17 protein-coding genes are annotated in these 21,457 nt (G+C 65.1%); 8 read left to right on the forward strand and 9 right to left on the reverse strand.

Annotation, left to right across the window (positions count from 1 at the left end):
* Positions 1–42: 42 nt before the first annotated feature.
* On the reverse strand, positions 43–792 hold the full coding sequence (locus KI242_RS13290) for a hypothetical protein (RefSeq protein ID WP_019094405.1): 750 nt from the start codon (positions 790–792) through the stop codon (positions 43–45).
* Between the two features lie 207 nt (positions 793–999).
* On the opposite strand from KI242_RS13290, the gene KI242_RS13295 reads away from it, so the two are divergent.
* Positions 1,000–2,226 carry a DUF2599 domain-containing protein gene (locus KI242_RS13295; RefSeq protein ID WP_053150880.1) on the forward strand — a complete coding sequence of 409 codons (1,227 nt, stop codon included), beginning with the start codon at positions 1,000–1,002 and terminating at the stop codon, positions 2,224–2,226.
* Positions 2,227–2,359: 133 nt separating this feature from the next.
* Here the strand turns inward: KI242_RS13295 and KI242_RS13300 are convergent, their stop codons facing one another.
* Complete coding sequence (locus KI242_RS13300) at positions 2,360–3,982, reverse strand: MFS transporter (RefSeq protein WP_011060783.1); 1,623 nt, start codon at positions 3,980–3,982, stop codon at positions 2,360–2,362.
* Between the two features lie 195 nt (positions 3,983–4,177).
* Positions 4,178–5,824, reverse strand: a complete 1,647-nt coding sequence (locus tag KI242_RS13305) for a GMC family oxidoreductase (protein ID WP_015635229.1) — start codon at positions 5,822–5,824, stop codon at positions 4,178–4,180.
* A gap of 131 nt (positions 5,825–5,955) precedes the next feature.
* Between KI242_RS13305 and KI242_RS13310 the strand changes: the two genes are divergently transcribed.
* Positions 5,956–6,849 carry a LysR family transcriptional regulator gene (locus tag KI242_RS13310; RefSeq protein ID WP_011060785.1) on the forward strand — a complete coding sequence of 298 codons (894 nt, stop codon included), beginning with the start codon at positions 5,956–5,958 and terminating at the stop codon, positions 6,847–6,849.
* Between the two features lie 6 nt (positions 6,850–6,855).
* Here the strand turns inward: KI242_RS13310 and KI242_RS13315 are convergent, their stop codons facing one another.
* Both KI242_RS13315 and KI242_RS13320 read right to left on the reverse strand, forming a co-directional pair.
* A complete protein-coding gene (locus KI242_RS13315; RefSeq protein ID WP_053150884.1) occupies positions 6,856–7,791 on the reverse strand; it encodes a phytanoyl-CoA dioxygenase family protein in 936 nt (311 codons plus the stop codon).
* Positions 7,792–7,971: 180 nt separating this feature from the next.
* A complete protein-coding gene (locus KI242_RS13320) occupies positions 7,972–9,486 on the reverse strand; it encodes an MFS transporter (RefSeq protein WP_244868194.1) in 1,515 nt (504 codons plus the stop codon).
* Between the two features lie 155 nt (positions 9,487–9,641).
* Between KI242_RS13320 and KI242_RS13325 the strand changes: the two genes are divergently transcribed.
* Both KI242_RS13325 and KI242_RS13330 read left to right on the forward strand, forming a co-directional pair.
* Complete coding sequence (locus tag KI242_RS13325; RefSeq protein WP_123473590.1) at positions 9,642–10,271, forward strand: TetR/AcrR family transcriptional regulator; 630 nt, start codon at positions 9,642–9,644, stop codon at positions 10,269–10,271.
* 31 nt (positions 10,272–10,302) lie between these two features.
* Positions 10,303–10,677, forward strand: coding sequence for a hypothetical protein (locus tag KI242_RS13330; RefSeq protein ID WP_019094398.1), 375 nt, complete (start codon positions 10,303–10,305; stop codon positions 10,675–10,677).
* A 36-nt stretch (positions 10,678–10,713) separates the two neighbouring features.
* On the opposite strand, the gene KI242_RS13335 is transcribed toward KI242_RS13330, so the two are convergent.
* The 4 genes from KI242_RS13335 to KI242_RS13350 all read right to left on the reverse strand — a co-directional run bounded on the left by KI242_RS13335 (position 10,714) and on the right by KI242_RS13350 (position 16,049).
* Positions 10,714–11,754 (reverse strand): DUF6602 domain-containing protein, encoded by a 1,041-nt coding sequence (locus KI242_RS13335; protein ID WP_011060790.1) that lies wholly within the window; start codon positions 11,752–11,754, stop codon positions 10,714–10,716.
* Positions 11,755–11,770: 16 nt separating this feature from the next.
* Positions 11,771–12,877 (reverse strand): DNA alkylation repair protein, encoded by a 1,107-nt coding sequence (locus KI242_RS13340; RefSeq protein ID WP_212806245.1) that lies wholly within the window; start codon positions 12,875–12,877, stop codon positions 11,771–11,773.
* 285 nt (positions 12,878–13,162) lie between these two features.
* Positions 13,163–14,986, reverse strand: a complete 1,824-nt coding sequence (locus KI242_RS13345) for a monovalent cation:proton antiporter-2 (CPA2) family protein (RefSeq protein ID WP_212806246.1) — start codon at positions 14,984–14,986, stop codon at positions 13,163–13,165.
* A 172-nt stretch (positions 14,987–15,158) separates the two neighbouring features.
* Positions 15,159–16,049, reverse strand: coding sequence for a LysR family transcriptional regulator (locus KI242_RS13350; protein WP_011060793.1), 891 nt, complete (start codon positions 16,047–16,049; stop codon positions 15,159–15,161).
* A gap of 170 nt (positions 16,050–16,219) precedes the next feature.
* Here KI242_RS13350 and KI242_RS13355 point away from each other — a divergent pair, with 170 nt between their 5' ends.
* From KI242_RS13355 to KI242_RS13370, 4 genes are all read left to right on the forward strand, one after another.
* Positions 16,220–17,302 carry a 4-oxalomesaconate tautomerase gene (locus tag KI242_RS13355; protein WP_077933913.1) on the forward strand — a complete coding sequence of 361 codons (1,083 nt, stop codon included), beginning with the start codon at positions 16,220–16,222 and terminating at the stop codon, positions 17,300–17,302.
* A 41-nt stretch (positions 17,303–17,343) separates the two neighbouring features.
* Positions 17,344–18,669 carry a C4-dicarboxylate transporter DctA gene (gene dctA / locus KI242_RS13360; protein ID WP_011060795.1) on the forward strand — a complete coding sequence of 442 codons (1,326 nt, stop codon included), beginning with the start codon at positions 17,344–17,346 and terminating at the stop codon, positions 18,667–18,669.
* Positions 18,670–18,804: 135 nt separating this feature from the next.
* Positions 18,805–20,109 (forward strand): citrate:proton symporter, encoded by a 1,305-nt coding sequence (locus KI242_RS13365; protein WP_015635238.1) that lies wholly within the window; start codon positions 18,805–18,807, stop codon positions 20,107–20,109.
* Positions 20,110–20,201: 92 nt separating this feature from the next.
* A complete protein-coding gene (locus KI242_RS13370) occupies positions 20,202–21,455 on the forward strand; it encodes an OprD family porin (RefSeq protein ID WP_011060797.1) in 1,254 nt (417 codons plus the stop codon).
* Positions 21,456–21,457: the final 2 nt, after the last annotated feature.

Below are 21,457 nucleotides of genomic sequence, written 5' to 3' on the forward strand. Positions count from 1 at the left end.
GTAACGGGAGCGGCGCCTCAAGGTGCCGCTCTTTGGCGAATTTCAGTCACCGCCCCCGCCGCCACAACCTCCGCCCCCGCAGCCACTGCTGTCGCCCCCACCCCCATCGCTGCCGCCACTGTCGCCATCACCGCCGAAACGCGAGCTGTCGCTGTCGCTGCTGCTGCCGGAAGAGTCGCTGTCCAGGGAGCTGCTGTGCAGCTCGCTGCCGCAGTGCACCAGGGTGGCGCTGCCGCCGTTGTCGGTCAGGCGGCGCAGGGACTGGCAGTCGGCGACGTAGTGAAAGCCCCCGGCGATCTTCAGCTTGGCGTCCAGGGCGAACAGCAGTGGCAGGCGGCTGGGCTGGGCCGGGTTGATGTTCTCTTCCAGGCAGGCCTGGCGCCAGACCCGGCGCAGGCCGTTGTCGCTTTGTTGCGCGGCGTTCTGGCCGAGCACCGCCGCCGGGGTGTGGTGGAGGAACTGGCCGAAGGCCTGGTTGCAGAACTGCTGGTAGTCCCGGGTATGCAAGATGAATTCGTGCCACAGGTCGTCCACCACCTGGGACGGCATCGACACGTAGCGCTGGCCGCTCTTGAGGTAGGCGAGAAAGAACTGGCGCAAGCCCTGGGCCACCAGCTGGCAGTCCTTGAGGTTCAGGTGCGGGTGCTGGGTGCGCAGGGGCTCGAACAAGCGCGGCGGCAGGGTGAAATTGCGGATGTGGGCTTCCCGACGCAAGGCCGTGAGGGCTTTCTGACGGCGCCAGAACACCAGGATCAGGGCCAGGGCCACCACTGCGGGCAAGATCAACAGCATGTTCGGTCTCCGCCGGAAAAAGTGCCGAGACAGTGGCGCAATGCGGCGTTTTATTCAAGCCATCGCCGTGCGCCTGCTGCCGGTGGTGGGGATCGGGGACACAGGCCGGGAAAAGTCCATCAGGGCCAACCAGCACTTCTATCTTCTGCTTATTGCCGGACCACGACTTGGCTGGCCAGGGTTTACACACCACACGGAAGTCACCCCATGAAAGCACGCAGAACCTCCATTGCCGTTGCCATCGGCCTCGCCGGCCTGTGCCTGTTGCCCACGGTGCAGGCCGACCAGGGCAGCGACACGGTGGCCCGCCTCAACCAGTTGTACAACGACACCCGCCAGGATTGCGGCGGCCCGTCGAAACCGGCATTCCTGTGTTCCGGGGTGCTGTTTCGCGCCACCTGGCCGTCCACCGACTACCAGTTCTACAGCATCAGCCCGAAAAGCCAGGCCAGCGGCGGCGTATCGGCGTCCTACCTGCGCAAGGATTCGAAGTTCCGCAAGCTGGCCTACGGACTGCAGAGCGGCTTCATCTTCGACACCATCTTCGGCAACCCCAAGGATCACCAGGACTATGCGGTGCTCTGTTCCTTCCCCATCGACGCCGCCACCGACGACCGCGGGCAGCAGGGCTGCACCGACTCGCGGCGCACCCCGGGCAATGTCGAGAAGTACTGCCACGAGATCGGTGTGACCACCGCCGAGCAATGGGGCGCCAACTACCGACAGAACCGTGGCGACCACTCGCGCCAGTGTTCCTTCGATGTACGTGACGAACGCAACAGCGCCGCCGGCCCGGCGTTCTACCAGAGCATCCGTTCCATGGCGCAGATCGCCGCAGAATCCTTCGGCACTCAGAATGAGCTGCGCCTGGCCAAGTGGGAGGAAAAACCGCCGCAATCGCCCTCGATCCTGGCCCTGTTCTACACCGAGGATGGCGGCCTGGAAGGTGCACGGCTGAACCAGATCCAGTGGTACAAGGCCGTGCAGCAGTACCTGCCGGTGATCAACATGAAGCTGCCGCAGACGCCGGCGCAGGACGCGAGTTTCGTCTACGACAACAAGAAGCAGGTGATCTACCCGATCACCGAGAAGAACAGCTGCGATCGCTATGTGCAGAGTGCGGTGTGGATCGAACGTGATGACCCGGGCTTCGGCAAGAAAGTCATGACCCTGGAAGTCACGCCCACCGATTGCGGGCGCAACGTCAAGGACAACCAGACCAACAACTTCTTCAACGAACTGGCCAGCGACCACTACCTGGACGCCCAGTGGAAGAACAACCCGGACAACCGCGACAGCAGCGTGGGCAGCATGCGCCGGCAACTGGTCTGCCACTTCAATATTGCGCGCAACAAGCCGGAGTGGAACCTGGAGCCTTCACGGCCCTACACCTCCAACGAAGACTCCATCGCCAAGGGCTGCAACAACACCTGAGGGTCGCTAGACCGCCTTCGCCGGCAAGCCGGCTCCTACGGGCTCCCCGCACTATCACCGGCCACCGTAGGAGCTGGCTTGCCAGCGAAGAGGCCCGCAAGACCACCCCCGTCGGCAAGCCCGAGCACGCTGCTCAGTTGTGGTTGATGTCGACGTCCCGGGTTTCCCGCAGGCACAACAACCCCACCACCAGGCTGACCCCGGTAATCAGCACCGGGTACCACAGGCCATAGAAGATATCGCCGGTGTAGACCACCAGGGCAAAGGACACGGTCGGCAGGAAACCGCCGAACCAGCCGTTGCCGATGTGGTAGGGCAGGGACATGGAGGTGTAGCGGATACGGGTCGGGAACAGCTCCACCATCAGCGCCGCCAGCGGGCCGTAGCACATGGCGGCAATCAGGATCAGCGCGACGATCAGCACCACCACCATGGTCTTGTTGACGTTCTGGCTGTCGGCCTGCTGCGGATAACCGGCCAGGGTCACTGCGCCGCGCAGGGCGGCCTCGTCGAAGCCGTTGATCTTCACATCACCGACGCTGACCTGCACCGGGCTGCCGGCGGGGGCGGCGATGCTGCTGTAGGGCAGGCCCTGCTTCACCAGGAAGGTCTTGACCTTGTCGCAGGGGCTGTCGAAGCGCGCCTTGCCCACCGGGTCGAACTGGAAGGTGCAGGTGGCCGGGTCGGCGGTGACGCTGATGGGCGCCTGGCGGCTGGCCTGGTCGATGGCCGGGTTGGCGTAGTGGGCCAGGGCCTTGAAGATCGGGAAGTACAGCAGCGTGGCCAGCAGCAGGCCGAGCATCAGCACCGGCTTGCGGCCGATCTTGTCCGAGAGCCAGCCAAAGAAGATGAACATCGGCGCGCCGATCACCACGCTGATGATCAGCAGGCTGTTGGCCAGGGCCGGGTCCATCTTGAGGAACTGGGTGAGAAAGAACAAAACGTAGAACTGCGCGGCATAGAAGGTCACCGCCTGCCCGGCATTGATGCTGAACAGGGCGATCAGCACCACCTTGAGGTTTTCCCACTTGCCGAAGGATTCGCGGATCGGCGCCTTGCTGGCGCGGCCTTCCTCTTTCATTTTCAGGAAGGCCGGCGACTCGTGCAGGCTCATGCGGATCCAGGTGGAGATGCCCAGCAGCACGATGGACAGCAGGAACGGCAGGCGCCAGCCCCAGACCTCGAACTGGTCGCCGGTGAAGTAACGGCAGGCCAGCACCACCAGCAGCGACAGCAGCAGGCCCAGGGTCGCGGTGGACTGGATCCAGCTGGTGTGCAAGCCGCGCTTGCCCTGGGGCGCGTGCTCGGCCACGTAGGTGGCGGCGCCGCCGTACTCGCCGCCCAGGGCCAGGCCCTGGAGCATGCGCAGGGCCACCAGGATGATCGGTGCGGCGATGCCGATGCTGGCGTAGTTGGGCAACAGGCCCACGGCGAAGGTCGCAACGCCCATGAGGATGATGGTGGCAAGGAAGGTGTACTTGCGCCCGATCATGTCCCCCAGGCGGCCGAACACCAGGGCGCCGAAGGGGCGCACCACGAAGCCGGCGGCAAAGGCCATCAGGGCGAAGATGAAGGCCGTGGTGTCGTTGACCCCGGCGAAGAACTGCTTGCTGATCACCGCCGCCAGGGCGCCGTAGAGGAAAAAGTCGTACCACTCGAACACCGTGCCGAGGGACGACGCGAAGATGACCTTCTGGCTGCCCTTGGCAGTGGAGTCCTGCAGGGGCGCGTTCAGGGGCTGTGCGTGTTCTGACATAGGGGGCTTCCTTACAGTGATTATTGTTGTTGTTCCACTGCCGACGCCGTTTCCGGCGCCGCTGTTGCAGATTCACCGCGACCGCACGATGAACCCTCGTTTCCCTCATCCGTAGGAGCTGGCTTGCCAGCGAGGAGGCCCGTGAGCCAGGTGCCGGCCTTGGAGGCGCCTTCGCCGGCAAGCCGGCTCCTGCGCTCATGCCGGGGTGGCGGGCTCCTTGTGCTGGACGGTGCTCCTGGGGACGCTGGCAAGGATCAGTTCAGCGGCCTTTTCAGCGATCATCAAGGTCGGTGAGCAGGTATTGCCCGAGGTGATGCGCGGCATGATCGAGGCATCGGCGATGCGCAGCCCCGCAATGCCGTGCACCCGCAGTTGTGCGTCCACCACCGCCTGGGCATCGCTGCCCATGCGGCAGGTGCCCACCGGATGGAAGATGGTGGTGCCGATGCGGGCCGCGGCCTCGTGCAGTTGCTCGGTGCTTTGCAGCTCGGGGCCGGGCAGGTATTCGCTGGGCTTGAAGGGTTGCAGGGCCGGGGCGCCGACGATGCGTCGGGTCAGGCGGATGGCGTCGGCGGCGACCCGCAGGTCCTCGGGGTGGCTCAGGTAGTTGGGCTGGATCAGCGGCGCATCGCCGGCCTCCACGGAACGGATCTCGACCCGGCCACGGCTCTGCGGGCGCAGGTCGCAGACCGAGGCGGTAAAGGCCGGGAAGGCGTGCAGCGGTTCGCCGAAACGCTCCAGGGACAGCGGCTGCACGTGGTACTCCAGGTTGGCCCGGGTCTGTTCCGGGCCCGAGCGGGCAAAGGCGCCAAGCTGGCTGGGGGCCATGGACAGCGGGCCGCTGCGGTCATACAGGTAGCGCAGGCCCATGCCCATCTTGCCCCACAGGCTGCCCGCGATCTGGTTCAGGGTGCGGGCGTTCTCCAGTTTGTAGATCAGGCGCAGTTGCAGGTGGTCCTGCAGGTTGCCGCCCACCCCGGGCAGGGCATGGCTGACGCCGATCCCCAAGCGTTGCAGGAGCGGCGCCGGGCCGATCCCCGAGCGCTGCAGGATGCTCGGCGAGCCGACGGAGCCGGCGCAGAGGATGATCTCGCGGCGCGCCTTGAAGTTCTCCAGGCGCCCCTGGCAACTGGCCCGCACCGCTGTGGCGCGGCCGTCCTCGAGGATCAGCCGCTGCACCTCGATGCCGGTCAGCACTACCAGGTTCGGGCGCTGGGCGATGGGTTTGAGAAAGGCCTTGGCGGCGTTCCAGCGCACCCCGGCCTTCTGGTTGACCTGGAAGTAGCCGCACCCTTCGTTGTCGCCGCCGTTGAAGTCGTCGATGTTGCGAATGCCGCTCTGCTCGGCAGCGCTGCGAAAGGCATCGAGGATCGGCCACGACAGGCGCTGGCGCTCGACCCGCCATTCACCGGCGGCGCCGTGCAGTTCGCTGCCGCCGGCAAAGTGGTTCTCGCTTTTCTTGAACAGCGGCAGCACCTGGTCCCAGCCCCAGCCCGGGTTGCCTTCAGCGGCCCAGCTGTCGTAGTCGGCAGCCTGCCCACGCATGTAGATCATGCCGTTGATCGACGAGCAGCCTCCCAGCACCTTGCCCCGCGGGTAGCTCAGGCTGCGGCCCTGCAGGCCGGGCTCGGCCTCGGTCTTGAAGCACCAGTCGGTGCGCGGGTTGCCGATGCAGAACAGGTAGCCCACGGGGATGTGGATCCAGGGATAGTTGTCGCGGCCACCGGCTTCCAGCAGCAGCACACGGTGCTGGGGATTGGCCGACAGGCGATTGGCCAGAAGACAGCCGGCGGGGCCGGCGCCGACCACGATGTAGTCGTAGGCGTCAAAGGCAGGGAGCATCCTTAACCTCGTTTTTCGTTCTTATTGGGAGCCATCCTAGTTGTTAGCTTTCGTTAAAAGAATGTTAGTTTTTACCCACCCGCTGTGCGTTTTCTAACAGCGTTGGCCTTCGACTCCGGCAAGGAAACCCCATGTTCGACTGGAATGACCTGCGCTTCTTTCTTGAGCTGCAACGCAGCGGCCGCCTGCTGACCGCCGCGCGACGGCTGAACACCACCCACGCCACGGTGGCCCGGCACATCGAGGCGGTGGAGAAGGCCCTGGGCACCGCACTGTTCGTCCAGCACGCCCAGGGCTACGAACTGACCCCGGCCGGCGAAGCGCTGCTCAAGCACGCCGAGGCCATGGAAAACGTCGCCTTGCTGGTGCAGGAAGAGATCACCCAGTCCAGCGCGCCTTTGGGCAAGATCCGTGTCGGGGTCACCGAGGGCCTGGGGGTGAAGTTTCTCGCCAGCCGCATGGTTGGGCTGTTCGAGCGGTATCCAGGGCTGGAAGTGGAACTGGTGGCGGTGCCGCGCTTTGTCAGCATTCTCAACCGCGAGGCGGAGATCAGCATCCACCTGGAGCGCCCCAGCGCCGACATGCTGGTGACCCGCAAGCTCACCGACTACCGCCTGGCGCTGTACGCCAGCCAGGCCTACCTGGACCGCGCGCCGCCCTTGCGCAGCCGCGAGGACCTGGGCCGGCATGCCTGGATCGGCTACGTCGATGATCTCTTGTTCAGCCAGGAGCTGATGTTCCTCAACAGCTTCTGCCGCAACCCCCAGGTGGTGTTCCACAGCACCAGTGTCATTGCCCAGCAGGAAGCGGCCCGTTCCGGCCTGGGGATCGCCGTGCTGCCGTGCTACATGGCCGCCGCCGATCCGCAACTGGTGCCGCTGCTGCCGGCGGAAAGCATCCAGCGCGCCTACTGGATCAGCACCCGCCGCGAACTGCACAAATCGGTGCGGCTGCGGGTGGTCTGGGATTACCTGGTGGAGCAGTGTGCGGCGCAGCAGCAGGTGTTGCTAGGGCCTGAGATCTAGCCTGGTTCAGAGGATCGGCCCGCAATGGACCGAGCTGCGGATCGGTGCCCCGGGCGTGATATCGACGAAGCGCGAGCCGTAGGACACTGGGTTCAGCGGGCCACCGTCCAGGCCCATGCCCAGGCCTCCGGCGCTGCGGGTTTCGCCTTCCTGCATCAGTGGATCAAGGCATGCGCGCCAGTCCAGCAGGCGCAGGGTCACAGCCTGGCGGCGTTCCAGGTCGCCGGCCAGCAAGGGGCTGGAGCGGTGCCACAGGTACTTGCTGAACAGCAGGGCGTCGCCGGGTTCGAACGAGTCTTCGATGCGCTGTGCTTCGAAGCTGTCGGTGAGCATCCCGGGCGTGCAGTAGGTCTGGTGCAGGTGCGCGGAAAATTCGGCCACCGACTCGCCCCGTGCCAGTTTGCCTGCCAGCAGGCGCGAGAACTGAAAATTCTCCTGGGCCGAGAATTGCGACAGGGGCACCCAGGCCATGCCGCCACCTTGCACTTCGGGGCGGATCGGCTGCAACGGCATCCACAGGCTGAAGGCCGGGTCCTGGGGGCGGATGTAGCGAAAGTTCAGCGAGTCGTAGTGCCAGGCAAAGCCCGAGCGTCCCACCCCCAGCTCGAAACTCTGGGCCTCGCTCATGATCAGGCGGCAGCCGCTGAGGCGGGTCAGCACCTGGGCGAAGGCCGGTTGCCGGTAGAGGCGTTCGAGGATGCCGACCTGGGTCACCCGGTGGGTCAGGCGACTGAAACCGTCGCCATGGGCCGAGGTGCCCGAGGAGGTCGGGCGCAGTTGGCTGTTGGCCAGCTCGCGCAGTTGCAGGATGGCCGCAGGCGTCAACAACCCCCGCAGCTTGATGAAGCCACGCTCCTTGAAATGCCGTAGATCGTCCTGGCCCAGGCGTAGCGGGTTGACCAGGGCAGGGGCGGTGTCAGGCAGGACCGGTGGCAGGTTCACGGGGGTATTCCATTACCAGGGGACAAGGCCCTTGAGTATGGACAGTGCGCGCTGGGGCGGCAGGCTGGATTCGACCTTGAGCAACGCCTTTGCGACATCGGGCAGGGAGGACGGCGCCTTAGTCGTCAGGCCGGATGTAGCGGTCCCGGGCCTGGAGGGTCGGTGCCACCACGGCGCTTGTCAACGAGCCGGCCTGGTGCCGGGGCTGCCGGCAGGCTCGCGGACCGCTTGCTGGCGAGTTCCCAGCAACAGCCCCATGGCCAGCAGGCTGGCGCAACCGGCCAGGGCCATGGCCAGGCGAAAACCGCTGGTCATGGCGGCGCCATAGAGGTCGGCGAACAGCGGGTCGTGCAGCGGCAGGCGGTGTTCGGTCACCGCTTGCCGGGCCAGTTCGGCGGCGCCGTCGAACCCGGCCGCGGCGCCGGATTCGCTGAGCACTTGCACTGCCCGGGTGCTCATCAGGCTGCCGAGCAGGGCGATGCCGACGCTCATGCCGGTCTGGCGCAGGGCGTTCATGCTGGCCGAGGCGATGCCGGCGCGCTCTGCCGGTGCGCAGGCCATCACCACCAGCCCGGTGGCCGGCACCGCCAGGCCCATGCCCAGCCCCAGCAGACCGAACAGCGAACCCACCCGCCAGTAGGGCGTGTGGGCATCGAAGCCGGCCATGGCGCTCATGGCCAGGCCTACCAGGCCATAGCCGCCAACCATCAGCCAGGGCAGGGGGATGCGCCGGTGCAAGCGGCCAAAGAGCATCGATACAACGCCTGTGACCACGAACTGCGGGAGTATGCGCAGGCCGGTGTCGGCGGCGGACCAGCCCTGGATCTGCTGCAGGAAGATCGAGAAGAAGAACAGGCTGCTGTAGCAGGAAAACCCGAGGATGAACGAGGCCAGGTTGGCCACCGCAAAGGGCCGCTGGCGAAACAGGGTGACGGGCACCAGGGGCCGCTGCACTCGACGCTCGACCTGGATCAGGGCCAGCAGCGCCAGCGTCGCCAGCAGCAATGAGGTGAGCGCCTCGCGGCTGCCGAAACCGTCCTCGCCAGCGACGATCAGGCCGTAGGTCAGGGCCCCCAGGCAGAGCACGCTGAGGATCTGGCCCTGGGGGTCGAGCGCGGCGTGCTGGGGGTACTTGCGCTCGCTGATGCCCCAGCCGCCCAGGGCCAGGGCCAGCAGGCCGATGGGCAGGTTGATCAGGAAAATGCTCTGCCAGCCCAGGTGCTCCAGCAACAGGCCACCCAGCAGCGGGCCGAGGATCAGGGCCAGGGCGCTGAAGGCCGACCAGCCGCCGATCACGTGGGCCCGTTGCCGAGGCTCGGGAAAGGCGTGGCTGAGGATCGGCATCGCTCCGGGAATCAGCAGGGCCCCGGCCAGCCCCTGCACTGCGCGCCCGGCCAGCAGCAGCGAAAGCTCCTGGGCCAGCGCGCACAGCGCCGAGCCGAGGCAGAACAGCAGCACACCGATCAGCCAGCAGCGTTTGTGACCAAAGCGATCCCCCAGGGGGCCTGCCGAGAGCATGAACGCCGAGAGGCAGATGGCGTAGGCATTGACCACCCATTGCAGACCGCCCAGCTCGGTGGCCAGGGCCTGCTGCAAGGTTGGCAGGGCGACGTTGACGATGCTGATGTCGAGGGACGCCAGGAAGGTCCCGAGGTAGGCGGCGGCGACCAGGGCCGGGCGACGATAGCGCTGCATGGTGTATCTCCCGCAAGGTCTGGAATGGGCTTGCAGGGCGAGCATAGTATTTTGACTGACCGTCGGTCAATGGAGAGTGAAAAAGATTCTCAACTCTCTTTTCCCCCACAAATCCCCTAGAATGGCGACCTTTGTCGAACAGCCCGGATTCGTTCATGAGTGTCAAAACCTCCCCGGTTGCCCAGCGCGCTGCCCAGCCGCGGCCGCGCACCAAACCGGCCGAAGTACGCCTGGAAGAGCTGATGGCCGCCGCCCAAGACCTGTTCCTCAGCCAGGGCGTGGAAGCCACCACCATCAGCGAGATCGTCGAGCGCGCCGAGGTGGCCAAGGGCACCTTCTATCACTACTTCCAATCCAAGAACGACATGCTGGTGGCCCTGGGGCAACGCTATACCCAGCACTACCTGCAGCGCCTGGAGCAGGCGGTGGCGGCCTGCCCCGAGGACGACTGGGTGGCGCAGCTCAGCAGCTGGATCCGCACCAGCGTGCAGGCCTACCTCGACACCTACCGCCTGCACGACATCGTCTACCCCAACCACCATCATCACGACCGCGGCAACCCGGAAAAGAACGCGATCCTCGAGCAGTTGCTGGGCCTTCTCGAAGGCGGCCAGCGCGCCGGCTGCTGGTCCCTGGCCCAGCCAGGGGTGATTGCTTCGCTGATCTACGCCGGGGTGCATGGCGCCACCGACGATGTGATCGCCGCCGGCGAGGACGATGGCCGGGCCCTGGCCGAGGCCATTGTCCAGGCGTGCCTGCGCATGCTGGGCCTGCCTCCTTCTTGATGTTTCCACGGGTAAAAGGAACGACCCTGCAATGAAAAAGATCAACCTCATTCTCGGCGCCGCGCTGGCGCTGTACCTGGCGTACCAGGCCTATGGCTCGTTCTACTACGGCACGCCGTATCAGGGCCGCGACTACAGCGCCGACCAGGCCTTCTACTACCAGAAGTACCGCTTGTTCAGCTGGCGCACCTGGATTCCCACCATGACCATGCCCGGCGATGGCGACAGCTCGCGCTACAGCGTTGGCGGCTACCTGCGGGTGTTCAAGGCCGACGGCACGCTGGTAGGGCAGTCCTATGACGGCTGCATCGCGGTGGTGGAAGTGTTCTGGTACGACGACGCAGTGGGTGGCTTCGGCTGCAGCGAGCACTTGATCGCGCTGCCCACGAAGGCCACGACGGGCTGAGCGCCCAGTCGCGGTTTGCGGGCCCTGTCGATCGCTTCAGGCCCCGGCCTTCCACAAGCCGAACTTGCCCGCCAGATCCAGCTTGGGATCACGCACCCGGGTCAGGTTGATCGCGGCGCCGGACCAGCCGCCCTCCATCTCTTCAGTCAGGTGGTATTTCAACAGGTTGTACTGGATCGCCGTCCCCCCCAGTTGCTGGTAGCCGATGCGTGAGGTCACCGCCTCCAGCAAGCTGGAAATCAGGTATTGCAGCGGCGTTTCGTAGGCCTTGATGGCGATGCCGTAGTCGAAGCTCTCGGCGTTGCTTTCGCGAAAGCAACCGAAGAACTCCTGCTTGCTCATGCTGCTGGACATGGCCGTGTTGTAGCTCTGGCGACAGGCCTCCAGGTCGGCGGCGCCGGGCCGGGGCAGGGCCAGGTGGTTGTTGAGGTTCTTCAGGGTCACACAGCCCTGGGTGGCAATGACCTCGGGCATCAGTGTCACGTCCAGTTCGCCGGCACGGTCGGGGATGTTGTGCCAGGCGTTCAGGCTGTTGCGCAAAAGCTCCAGGCTGCTGCCGGGGTAACCTCGATACCCGTACACATAGGCTGGCGGCAGCACCAGGCCCATGACCGAATTCATCTGCGACACCGTCAGGTTCTGATAGTCGCGTCCATAGATGCGGGCGCTGTACTCGTCCAGGGAGTGGCGCAGCACCGAGGGCTTGAGGTTGCGCACCGACTTGCCGTTCTCCAGCGCCTCGAACAGGCTCTTCTCGTTGAGTTGGGACTTGACCTCCACGGTGGCGATCACCCCTTCGATCAGGTACACGTCCGCCGAGCCGAAGGTACGCAGCGTGGGGAAGTCGTTGCGGTAGATGATCAGGTCGATCTGCTTGGAGATGCTCCCTTCGGAGTCGATGATCTGCCCGGCACCGATGCTGATGTTGCTCGGCAGAAAGCGCTTGAGGACGTCACGGATGAAACTCTCCCGGGCGTCACCGAGGACGCCGGAGTGGCTGGCGATGGTGCTGCTGACGCTGAAGCTGCTTTCCAGGACCCGGGCGATGGATTTCGCCCATTTGCTGATGATTGCCATGGGGCTTCCTTGGGGATCAGGGGACGAGCAAGTCGAAATGGCCTGTGGCCAGGGGGTCGCCGTTGACCAGCAATCGCACGCCGTGGCGCCCCGGATAGTGGCGGCGGGTGGTCAGTTCGCGGATCTGCTGGCTGCGGCCAAGCTCCACCTGGGCCAGGCCTTGCAGGGTGAAGGTCTTGAGCTTGAACACCTTGCTCGCGGTGGCGCCGGAGGCCTTGACGTAGTCGATGGCGTAATCCACCACCAGGCGCTGTTCGTGCGAGCAGGTGGAGACCAGGGTCAGGGACAGGTTGAGGCTGTCCCCCAGGCGCAATTGCCCGGGGGCCACCTGGAAGCGGCAAACCTGGACCTCGGCCCGGGCCCCGGCGCCGATCAGCGCCAGGGCCCGGCGGTCGCCCTGCTTGATCAGGCTGCGCAAGGCATGACGGGCGATCCAGGCACTGTGCGGCTGCTCCAGGGGCCAGCCTTCAAGACGTTCCAGGACCCACTGCGGGTGCTCTTTGGTGATGTCGTTGAGGTGGTTGGCCACCGACTTGCGCACGTACAGGCTGGGGTCATTGCGCAGGCGTTCGAGGATCGGCGCCGCCAGTTGCGGGTCGGCCTGCAACTGTTCCAGGCGGAACGACCAGGGCAGGCGCGGGCGGCTGCCTTCGCTGGCCAGGCGGCGTACGTGTTCATCGCTGTCCGTGGCCCACTCGTGCATCACGGCCAGCGTGCGCTGGCAGTCCTGGCGCAAGAAGTGGCGCACGGCGAACTCCGATGAGCCGAAGCCGGTGAAATACTTCAGCGCCGCCATGGACAGTTCGAAGTCATGCAGGCCGTAGCTGGCCACGTAGTGGGGCAGGAAGATGCACACGAAGCGGCTGTTCAGGCGCGGCGCCAGGGCTTGCAGCAGCTCCAGGCTGCTGGGGTAGTCCAGGCCCAGTACCTGGTGCAGGCTCTCGCTGACCCGGGCCAGGCGCTGCATCAGCGACAGCTCGGCGAGGCCGTGGCCGGCCCGTTGCAGGAACCCCTGGCGATCGAAGGCCGGATGCACCGCGTGCATGGCGTCGGCGATATGCATCAGGCGCTGCGGGTTGAAAATTTCCTTGAGGGCGGGGGCCTGCTCTTGGGTAGAACTCATGGGGCGTATCCATTCAAAGCCGGGGCGGCGTCCACTCTACACGCCCTCTGCTGACAGAATCTGTCGGTAGCCGCCGGAGGGCGTGTTGCGTCATGCAGATCGTTTTCCGGTGTTGCTGAGGCCGCCTTCGCCAGCAAGCCGGCTCCTACGGTGTGTCGTGCCGGGCCTGTAGGAGCTGGCTTGCCAGCGAAGGGTACACCACGGCCCTCAGATCATTCCCCGGCGTCCTTGAGACCGCCTTCACCGGCAAGCCGACTCCTGCGAGGTGGCGCAGGGCCTGGCGCCTCAGCGCATCGGCGGCAGCGGGCTTTCGATCTGTTCGTCCTGTTCGTCGGCTTCGAACAGCCGGGCCAGTTCGGCGCGGGCTTCCTGGGCGCTTTGCAGGACCTTGGCGGCGTCGTCGTAGACGGCATGCTGGGACGCCAGCAGTTGTTCGTCGTGCTGGGTGAAACGCTGGATCCGCGAATCGGCCTGGGCCTGGCTCAAGCCCAGCCCCACCAGGGTGCGGCGGCTCATTTCCAGGCTGGAATAGTAGGTCTCCCGCACCGCCTGGGCCCCCAGGTCCACCAGCCGGTGTACGTGCTGGCGGTTGCGCGCCCGGGCGATGATCTTCAGGTGCGGGTAGAGCCGGCTGACCTGCTCGGCAGTCTTGATATTGGTTTCCGGGTCGTCGGTGGCAATGACGAAGTACTCCGCTTCGCCGACCTTGGCCGCGCTGAGGATCTCCGGGCGCAACGGGTCGCCGTAGAACACCGGCATGCCGCCGAAACTGCGGATCAGTTCGATGGTTTCCACCGAGGTGTCCAGGGCCACGAAGGGCACTTTCTGTGCCCGCAGGATCCGCGCCACGATCTGCCCCATGCGGCCCATGCCGGCAATCACCACCCGCGGCCCGTCGGAATCGATCCGGCGGTACTCGGCGGGCATTTCCACCGGCTTGGCCTTGGGTTTCAGCCAGCGGGTGCAGGCCAGCAACAGCAGTGGGGTGAGGGCCATGGACAGGGTGATGGTCAGCACCAGCAGGTCATACAGGCGGGGCTCGAACAGGCCCTGGTCGCGGCCGATCTTGAACACCACGAAAGCGAACTCGCCGCCCGCCGCCAGCACCACCCCGAGGCGCACCGCACTTTCGCGTCCCAGGCCACCGGCCAGGCGCCCGACCACGAACAGCAGCGGCAGCTTGAGGGCGATCAGCAGCAGGGTCAGGCCCAGCACCGCGATGGGCGCGCTGAGCAGCAGGCTGATATTGGCGCCCATGCCGACGCTGATGAAGAACAGCCCCAGCAGCAGGCCCTTGAAGGGTTCGATCTGTGCTTCCAGCTCGTGGCGGTATTCCGAGTCCGCCAGCAGCAGGCCGGCGAGGAAGGCGCCCAGGGCCATGGACACGCCCACCAGGTCCATCAGCCAGGCGGTGCCGATCACCACCAGCAAGGCAGTGGCGGTGGAGACTTCCGGCAAGCGGGTCTTGGCCACGATGCGAAACACCGGGCGCAGCAGGTAGCGCCCGCCCACCACCACCACGGCGATGCTGCCCAGCACTTGCAGGCCGTGGCGCAGGTCCTCGGCGCTGCTGGTGTGGTGATCGCCACCGGCCAGCACCGGGACCATGGCGATCAGTGGAATGGCGGCGATGTCCTGGAACAGCAGGATGGCGAAGGCCATGCGCCCATGAGGGCTGTTCAGCTCCTTGCGTTCGGCCAGGCTTTGCAGGCCCAGGGCGGTGGACGACAGGGCCAGGCCCAGGCCCAGGACAATGGCACTGTTGAGCGACTGGCCGAACAGAAACAGCGCCACCACGCCGATCAGCATCCCGGTCAGCAGCACCTGTGCCAGGCCGACGCCGAACACCGCCTTGCGCATCACCCACAGGCGCTTGGGCGACAGCTCCAGGCCGATGATGAACAACAGCAGCACCACCCCCAGTTCGGAGATATGGCTGACGCTCTGGGGGTTGCCCACCAGGCCCAGCACCGAGGGGCCGATCAGCACCCCGGCCAGCAGGTAGCCGAGCACGGCCCCCAGTTGCAGGCGCTTGGCCAGGGGCACGATGAGCACGGCGGCGCAGAGGAACACGACGGCGGCTTGTAGCAGGTTGCCTTCATGGGGCATCGGGGGGACTCCAGGGAGAACGGGGCGCAGGTGATGATAAAGGCTCGTCGGTGACGATGAGCGGATTGGTATTGCCAGTCTGCGCCCGGATAAAAACGGCGTGGATGTTCTGAGACTGGCGGTGCGCCCTGCAAGGCACGTCGGAGTACGGGAGAGCAGGGGGGCGGGCGGGTCAGTGCGGCCACTGCTCCAGCAGAATCGAGACAAATTTTTCCGCGGCCGGCGATAGCGACGCGCCGCGCCGGGACACCAGCCCCAGGGTGCGATTGACCACGGGCTCGGTCAGCGGAACGCTGACCAGGGTCGGGTGATCGGCGGCCGGCATGGCCAGGCTCGGCATCGCCGAAACCCCGAGCCCGGCCTCCACCATGCCCAGTGACGTGGACAGGTGCTGCACCTCGTAGAACCACTGGGGACGCCAGCTCAAGCCGGACAGGGCATGGTCCAGCAACATGCGGTTGCCGCTCAGGCGACCGACGCCGATCAAGCGATAATCGCTGAGTTCCGACCAGGTCACCGAGCTGCGCTCGGCCAGTTCATGGTCGCGCCGGCAGGCCAGGACAAAGGGCTCGTTGACCAGGGGCACGAACTCGATGTCCGGGTGTTGGCCGCTCATCATGTTGATGCCGAAGTCCGCTTCGCCGCGCAGCACCGCTTCAAGGCCCTCGTTGGCGCTGAGGTCGAGCAGGCGGATGCGGATTTTCGGATAGCGCAGGTTATACAGGCGGATCACTGACGGCAGGAAGTAGAAGGCCGCCGTGGGGATACAGGCCAGGGTCACCTGACCGATCTGCCGTTCTGCCAGCTCACGGATGTTGAGGATCGAGTCGTCGAAGTCGTCCAGCAGTCGTCGGGCCTTGGGCAGGAAGTCGCGACCGACGCTGGTCAGGCTGACCTTGCGCGTGGTGCGGTCGAGGAGCGCGGTGCCCAGGCCCTCTTCGAGCTTTTTCATACGTCGGCTCAGGGCGGGCTGGGACAGGTGCAAAGCGTCGGCGGCTTCGTGGAAACTCCCCAGTTCGGCGATTTTCACGAAAGATCTTATGTCCTGGAGCTCATATTCCATGCTGGTTTCTCAAGGCGGGCGTCGGGTGTGGCGGTGCCGGACACGATATTTAATTCATGCTCGTAACGCAATAATCTCTCTGATCTTTGCATTGGAAACACTTTTTAATCCCTGACACTCTTGTGTCCAGAACATCAATTACCTCGATTGATCAACAAGAGTCAGTGTTCATGCAACGAATTCCTTGTGTGTTGATGCGCGGCGGCACCTCCAAAGGGCCGTTTTTTCTGGCCTGGGATCTGCCTGTGGCGGTGTCCGAACGTGATGAGCTGTTGCTCAACCTGATGGGCTCCGGCCATGAGCTGGAAATCGACGGCATCGGCGGCGGCAGCCCGCAAACCAGCAAGGTGGCGATCGTCAGTCCGTCGCTGCACCCGGACGCGGATGTCGATTATCTGTTCGTCCAGGTCATGGTGTCGCAGCGGCGGGTCGATACCGCGCCCAACTGCGGCAACATGCTCTGCGCCGTCGGGCCTTTCGCGATCGAGCAGGGGCTGGTCAAGGCCACGGGGGCACAGACCCAGGTGCGGATTCGCAACCTCAACACCGGCACCCTGGTCAATGCCCAGGTCCAGACCCCCGATGGCAAGGTCAGCTACGAAGGCGACACCACCATTGACGGCGTGCCGGGCAGCGCGGCGCCGGTGGCCCTGACCTTTCTCGATGCCGCCGGCAGCAAGACCGGCCAGTTGTTTCCCACCGGCCGGCCTCAGGACCTGATCGACGGCATTGCCGTGACGTGCATCGACATGGCCATGCCCATGGTGCTGGTGCAGGCTGCCTGCCTGGGCAAGCGCGGCGATGAAACCCCGGCCGAGCTGGACGCCGACGCGGACTTTCTCAAGCGCCTGGAAAACCTGCGCCTGAAGGCCGGGCTGGCCATGGGCCTGGGGGATGTCAGCGACAAAGTGATTCCCAAGCCGGTCCTGGTGTCCCAGGCCCGGGCGGGGGGCACCCTCGCGGTGCGCTATTTCATGCCCCACAACTGCCATCGGGCCCTGGCCATCACCGGCTCCATCGGCCTGGCTACCGCCTGTGTCACCGCCGGCAGTGTGGCGGCCGAGATGCTGGGCGGGGTCCACGAACCGCGTCTGCAAAAGGTCCGTATCGAGCATCCCAGCGGGGCAATAGATGTCGTATTGTCCTACAGCGGAAAAAGCCCTGAGACCATCCGCGCCTCGGTGGTCCGCACCGCCCGCCGGTTGTTCTCCGGGTATGTCTACGCGCCGGCTTCACAGCGCCTGGCCGGTTAGTCGTTGCTGTCGACCCGCGTTGCATCAACACAATTCTAAAAATGGGTGATGCCATGAAAGTTGTTAAATCGCTCTATTTCCAGATCCTCTGCGCCGTGTTCCTCGGGGTCCTGGTGGGGCACTTCTGGGCCGCGCAAGCCATTGCCCTGAAGCCTCTGGGAGATGCCTTCATCAAGCTGATCAAGATGATGATCGCCCCCGTGGTGTTCTGCACCATCGTCACCGGCATCGCCGGCATGAGCGACAAGCGTTCCCTGGGGCGCCTGCTGAGCAAGACCATGCTGCTGTTCCTGGGCCTGACCCTGATCAGCCTGTTCATCGGCCTGGCGGCGGTCTACCTGTTCCAGCCCGGCGCGGGGATGAACATCGACCCCACCCGCTTGAGCACCCAGGGCCTGTCCCAGTACACCGATTCGGCGGCCAAGCTGGGGGTGGTGGAGTTCTTCATGCACATCATTCCCGAGACCTTTGTCGGTGCCTTCAACAAGGGCGAGGTGCTGCCGGTGCTGTTTATCGCGGTGCTGTGCGGGTTTGCCCTGTCGTCCCTGGGCGAGCGCGGCAAGCCGGTGCTGGTGGTGCTGGAGTCGGCCTCGCAGATGGTGTTCAAGATCTTCTCCTACCTGATGCGTTTTGCCCCCGTCGGCGCCTTCGGGGCCCTGGCCTTTACGGTGGGCCAGTACGGCATCACCTCCCTGGGCGCCCTGGCCAAACTGATCATGACCCTCTATGTCGCCTGCGGCTTCTTTGTCTGCGTCGTGCTGGGCGGCATTTGCCGGGCCAACGGCTTCAGCCTCTGGAAGCTGCTGCGCTACCTGCGTGAAGAGTTCCTGGTGGTGCTCGGCACCTCGTCCACAGAACCGGTGATGCCGCGCATGCTGGAAAAACTCCAGGCCCTGGGCTGCAAGAAGAGCGTGGTAGGGCTGGTGCTGCCCACCGGCTATTCGTTCAACCTCGACGGCACGGCGATCTACCTGTCACTGGCGGCGATCTTCATTGCCCAGGCGTGCAATATCGAGCTGAGTGCCGGGCAGGTGGTCACCATGCTGGCGATCATGCTGCTGTCGTCCAAGGGCGCCGCCGGGGTGACCGGCAGCGGTTTCGTGGCCCTGGCCTCGACCCTGACGGTGATTCATGACATTCCCCTGGCAGGCCTGGCATTGCTGATCGGTATTGATCGCTTCATGTCCGAGGCCCGGGCCTTGACCAGCCTGGCCAGCAACGCAGTGGCAACCGTGGTGATCGCCCTTTCGGAGCAGGCCTGCGACCGCCAGGTGCTGTTGCGCACGCTCGATGGCCAGCCGCTTGCGGCCCAGGCTGCTGCCGCCGATGACAGCCCAGCCGCCGCTCTGGCGAGCAAGCTCGGCTAGACCCGCCAAGCACCAGCGCTTTACCCCAAGTACCGACTCAACACCTGTGCCGGGCGCCCCTGAGGGGCGCCCGGTGCCCGGGTGGCCGCGCCTGCGTGCCGGTCACGCTCACCATAAAAACAAGAGAATCGACTTATGCTCGCCTTACTCGGCCTCGCCATGGTGGTGGTCTTCACCTTCCTGATCATGACCAAGCGCCTGTCGCCCATTGTGGCGTTGACCCTGGTGCCGATCATTTTCGCGGTGCTCGGCGGGTTTGCCGGCAGCACCGGCAAGATGATGCTCGACGGCCTGAAAATGGTCGCGCCGTCGGCGGCGCTGTTGCTGTTCGCCATTCTGTTCTTCGGCTTGATGATCGATTCGGGGCTGTTCGATCCGCTGATCCGCAAGATTCTCAAACGGGTCAATGGCGATCCGACCAAGATCGCCATCGGCACCGCGTTGCTGTCGCTGGTGGTCGCCCTGGACGGCGACGGCACCACCACCTACATGATTACCTGCGCGGCCATGCTGCCGTTGTACAAGCGCATCGGCATGAACCCGATGATTCTCGCCACCATCTCCATGCTGTCGTTGAGCATCATGAGCGGCATGACCCCGTGGGGCGGGCCGGCAACCCGAGCCATCGCCGCCCTGGGCCTGGATGCCGGCGAGTACTTTGTACCACTGTTGCCGACCATGATCGGCGGCGCCGCCTGGGTGGTGTTTACCGCCTACCTGCTGGGCCGAGCCGAGCGCAAGCGTATCGGCAATACCCAACTGCAAAGCGGTGGCGGTGACTGCTACATCAAGGCGATTCTGGAGGACACGCCGCATAAGCGGCCCAAGCTGGCCTACGTCAACCTGCTGCTGGTGGTGGCGGTGATGACCGCGCTGGTGCTGGGCCTGATGCACTCGGCGGTGCTGTTCCTGATCGGTTTTGTCCTGGCCTTGATGATCAATTACCCGCAGCTGGACATTCAGAAGGAGCGCATTCTTGCCCATTCAGGCAACGCCATGACCGTGGTGCTGCTGGTGTTCGCCGCGGGGATCTTCGCCGGGATTTTCTCCGGTACCAAGATGGTCGACGCACTGGCCCAGACCCTGGTGGACTGGATTCCGCCGTCCTGGGGCCACCTGTTCCCGCTGGTGGTGGCGCTGACCAGCATGCCGTTGACCTTCGTCCTGTCCAACGATGCCTACTACTTCGGCGTGGTGCCGATCCTGGCCAACGCGGCGGCGGCCTATGGCATTTCTCCCCTGGAAATCGCCCGGGCCTCGATCCTCGGCCAGCCGGTGCACCTGATGAGCCCGCTGGTGGCCTCGACCCTGCTGCTGGTGGGCATGGTGGACCGTGACATTGGCGACTTCCAGAAGGCCACGGTGAAGTGGGCGGTGCTGACCTCTCTGGTGATTACCGCCCTGGCCTTGCTGACCGGCGCCCTGACCCTGTTCGTCTGATTCGTTCGAAACCCTCTTTGGTGGCCCGGCGCGCTTGTTTCAAGGGCGCCAGGGACAACTGCGCCTTGAATAACAACAACGAGAACTACCTCATGAGCCATTGGCAAAGTCGCACCCTGATTCTGTCCAGCTTGAGCCTGCTGCCCCTGGCGGCGGTCCAGGGCGCTGGATTCATCGACGACAGCAGTCTCAAGCTGCAGCTGCGCAACGTCTATTTCAACGAAAACTTCCGCGACGAACATGGGCTCAGCGCCAAGGCTGCGCGCAGCGCCAAGAGCGAGCGCACTGAGTGGGCTCAGGGTTTCCTGCTCGATTATCAGTCCGGATTCACCCCGGGTACCCTGGGGGTCGGGGTCGATGCCCTGGGGCTGCTGGGTGTCAGGCTCGACTCCGGCAAGGGGCGCAGTGGAACGGGGCTGTTGCCGGTGCACGACGACGGTCGCGCCGCAGGCGAATTTGCCAGTGCCGGCGCCACGGCCAAGGTGCGGCTGGCCAAGACCACGCTCAAGTACGGCACCCTGCTGCCCAAGACCCCGGTGCTGGTCTACAACGATGCCCGTCTGTTGCCGCAGACCTATCAGGGCACCCAGCTCACCAGCACGGATATCGACGGCCTGAGCTTGACCGGCGGCTATCTGCAGCGCTTCAAACTGCGCGATTCCACCGACAGCGTGGGGCTGGTCCCCGACGGCTACAGCGGCGGCCAGTCCGGGGACTTCCGCTACGGCGGGGCCGAATACAAGTGGAGCAAGAGCCTGCGCCTGAGCTATTTCCATGGCGAGCTTGAGAACTTCTATCGGCAGGACTTCGTCGGCCTCCAGCATGACCTGGCGCTGGGGCGGGGCACCTTGACCAGCGACCTGCGCTACTTTCGCAGCGCCGATTCAGGCGCGGCCTTTGACGGAAAGATCGACAACCGCATGCTCAGCGGGCAACTGACCTACGCGATCGCCGGGCATTCCCTTGGCGGTGGTTATCAGCGTCTCAGTGGCGATGCCGGCTTGCCGTATATCAGCGGCGCCACGGTCTACTCCTTCAGTAACGCCGGCATCGGCAAGTTCATCGAAGAGGGCGAGAAGACCTGGATGCTCGGCTACGGCTACAACTTCGCTGGCCTCGGTGTCCCCGGCCTGACCTTCAGTTCCCGCTACCTGAGTGGCAATGGCGGCAAGTCCAGGACCCGGGTCGATGAGTGGGAGCGCGACAGCGAACTGGCCTATGTGCTTCAGCAAGGTTCGTTCAAGGGGCTGGGGGTGAAGCTGCGCAATTATGTGTATCGCTCCGACTACGCCCGTGGGCGGGACAGCAACCGCCTCTACATCACTTACGACATTGCCCTCTGGTAGGG

The organism is Pseudomonas sp. Eqa60, assembly GCF_018326405.1.
Lineage (GTDB): Bacteria > Pseudomonadota > Gammaproteobacteria > Pseudomonadales > Pseudomonadaceae > Aquipseudomonas > Aquipseudomonas protegens.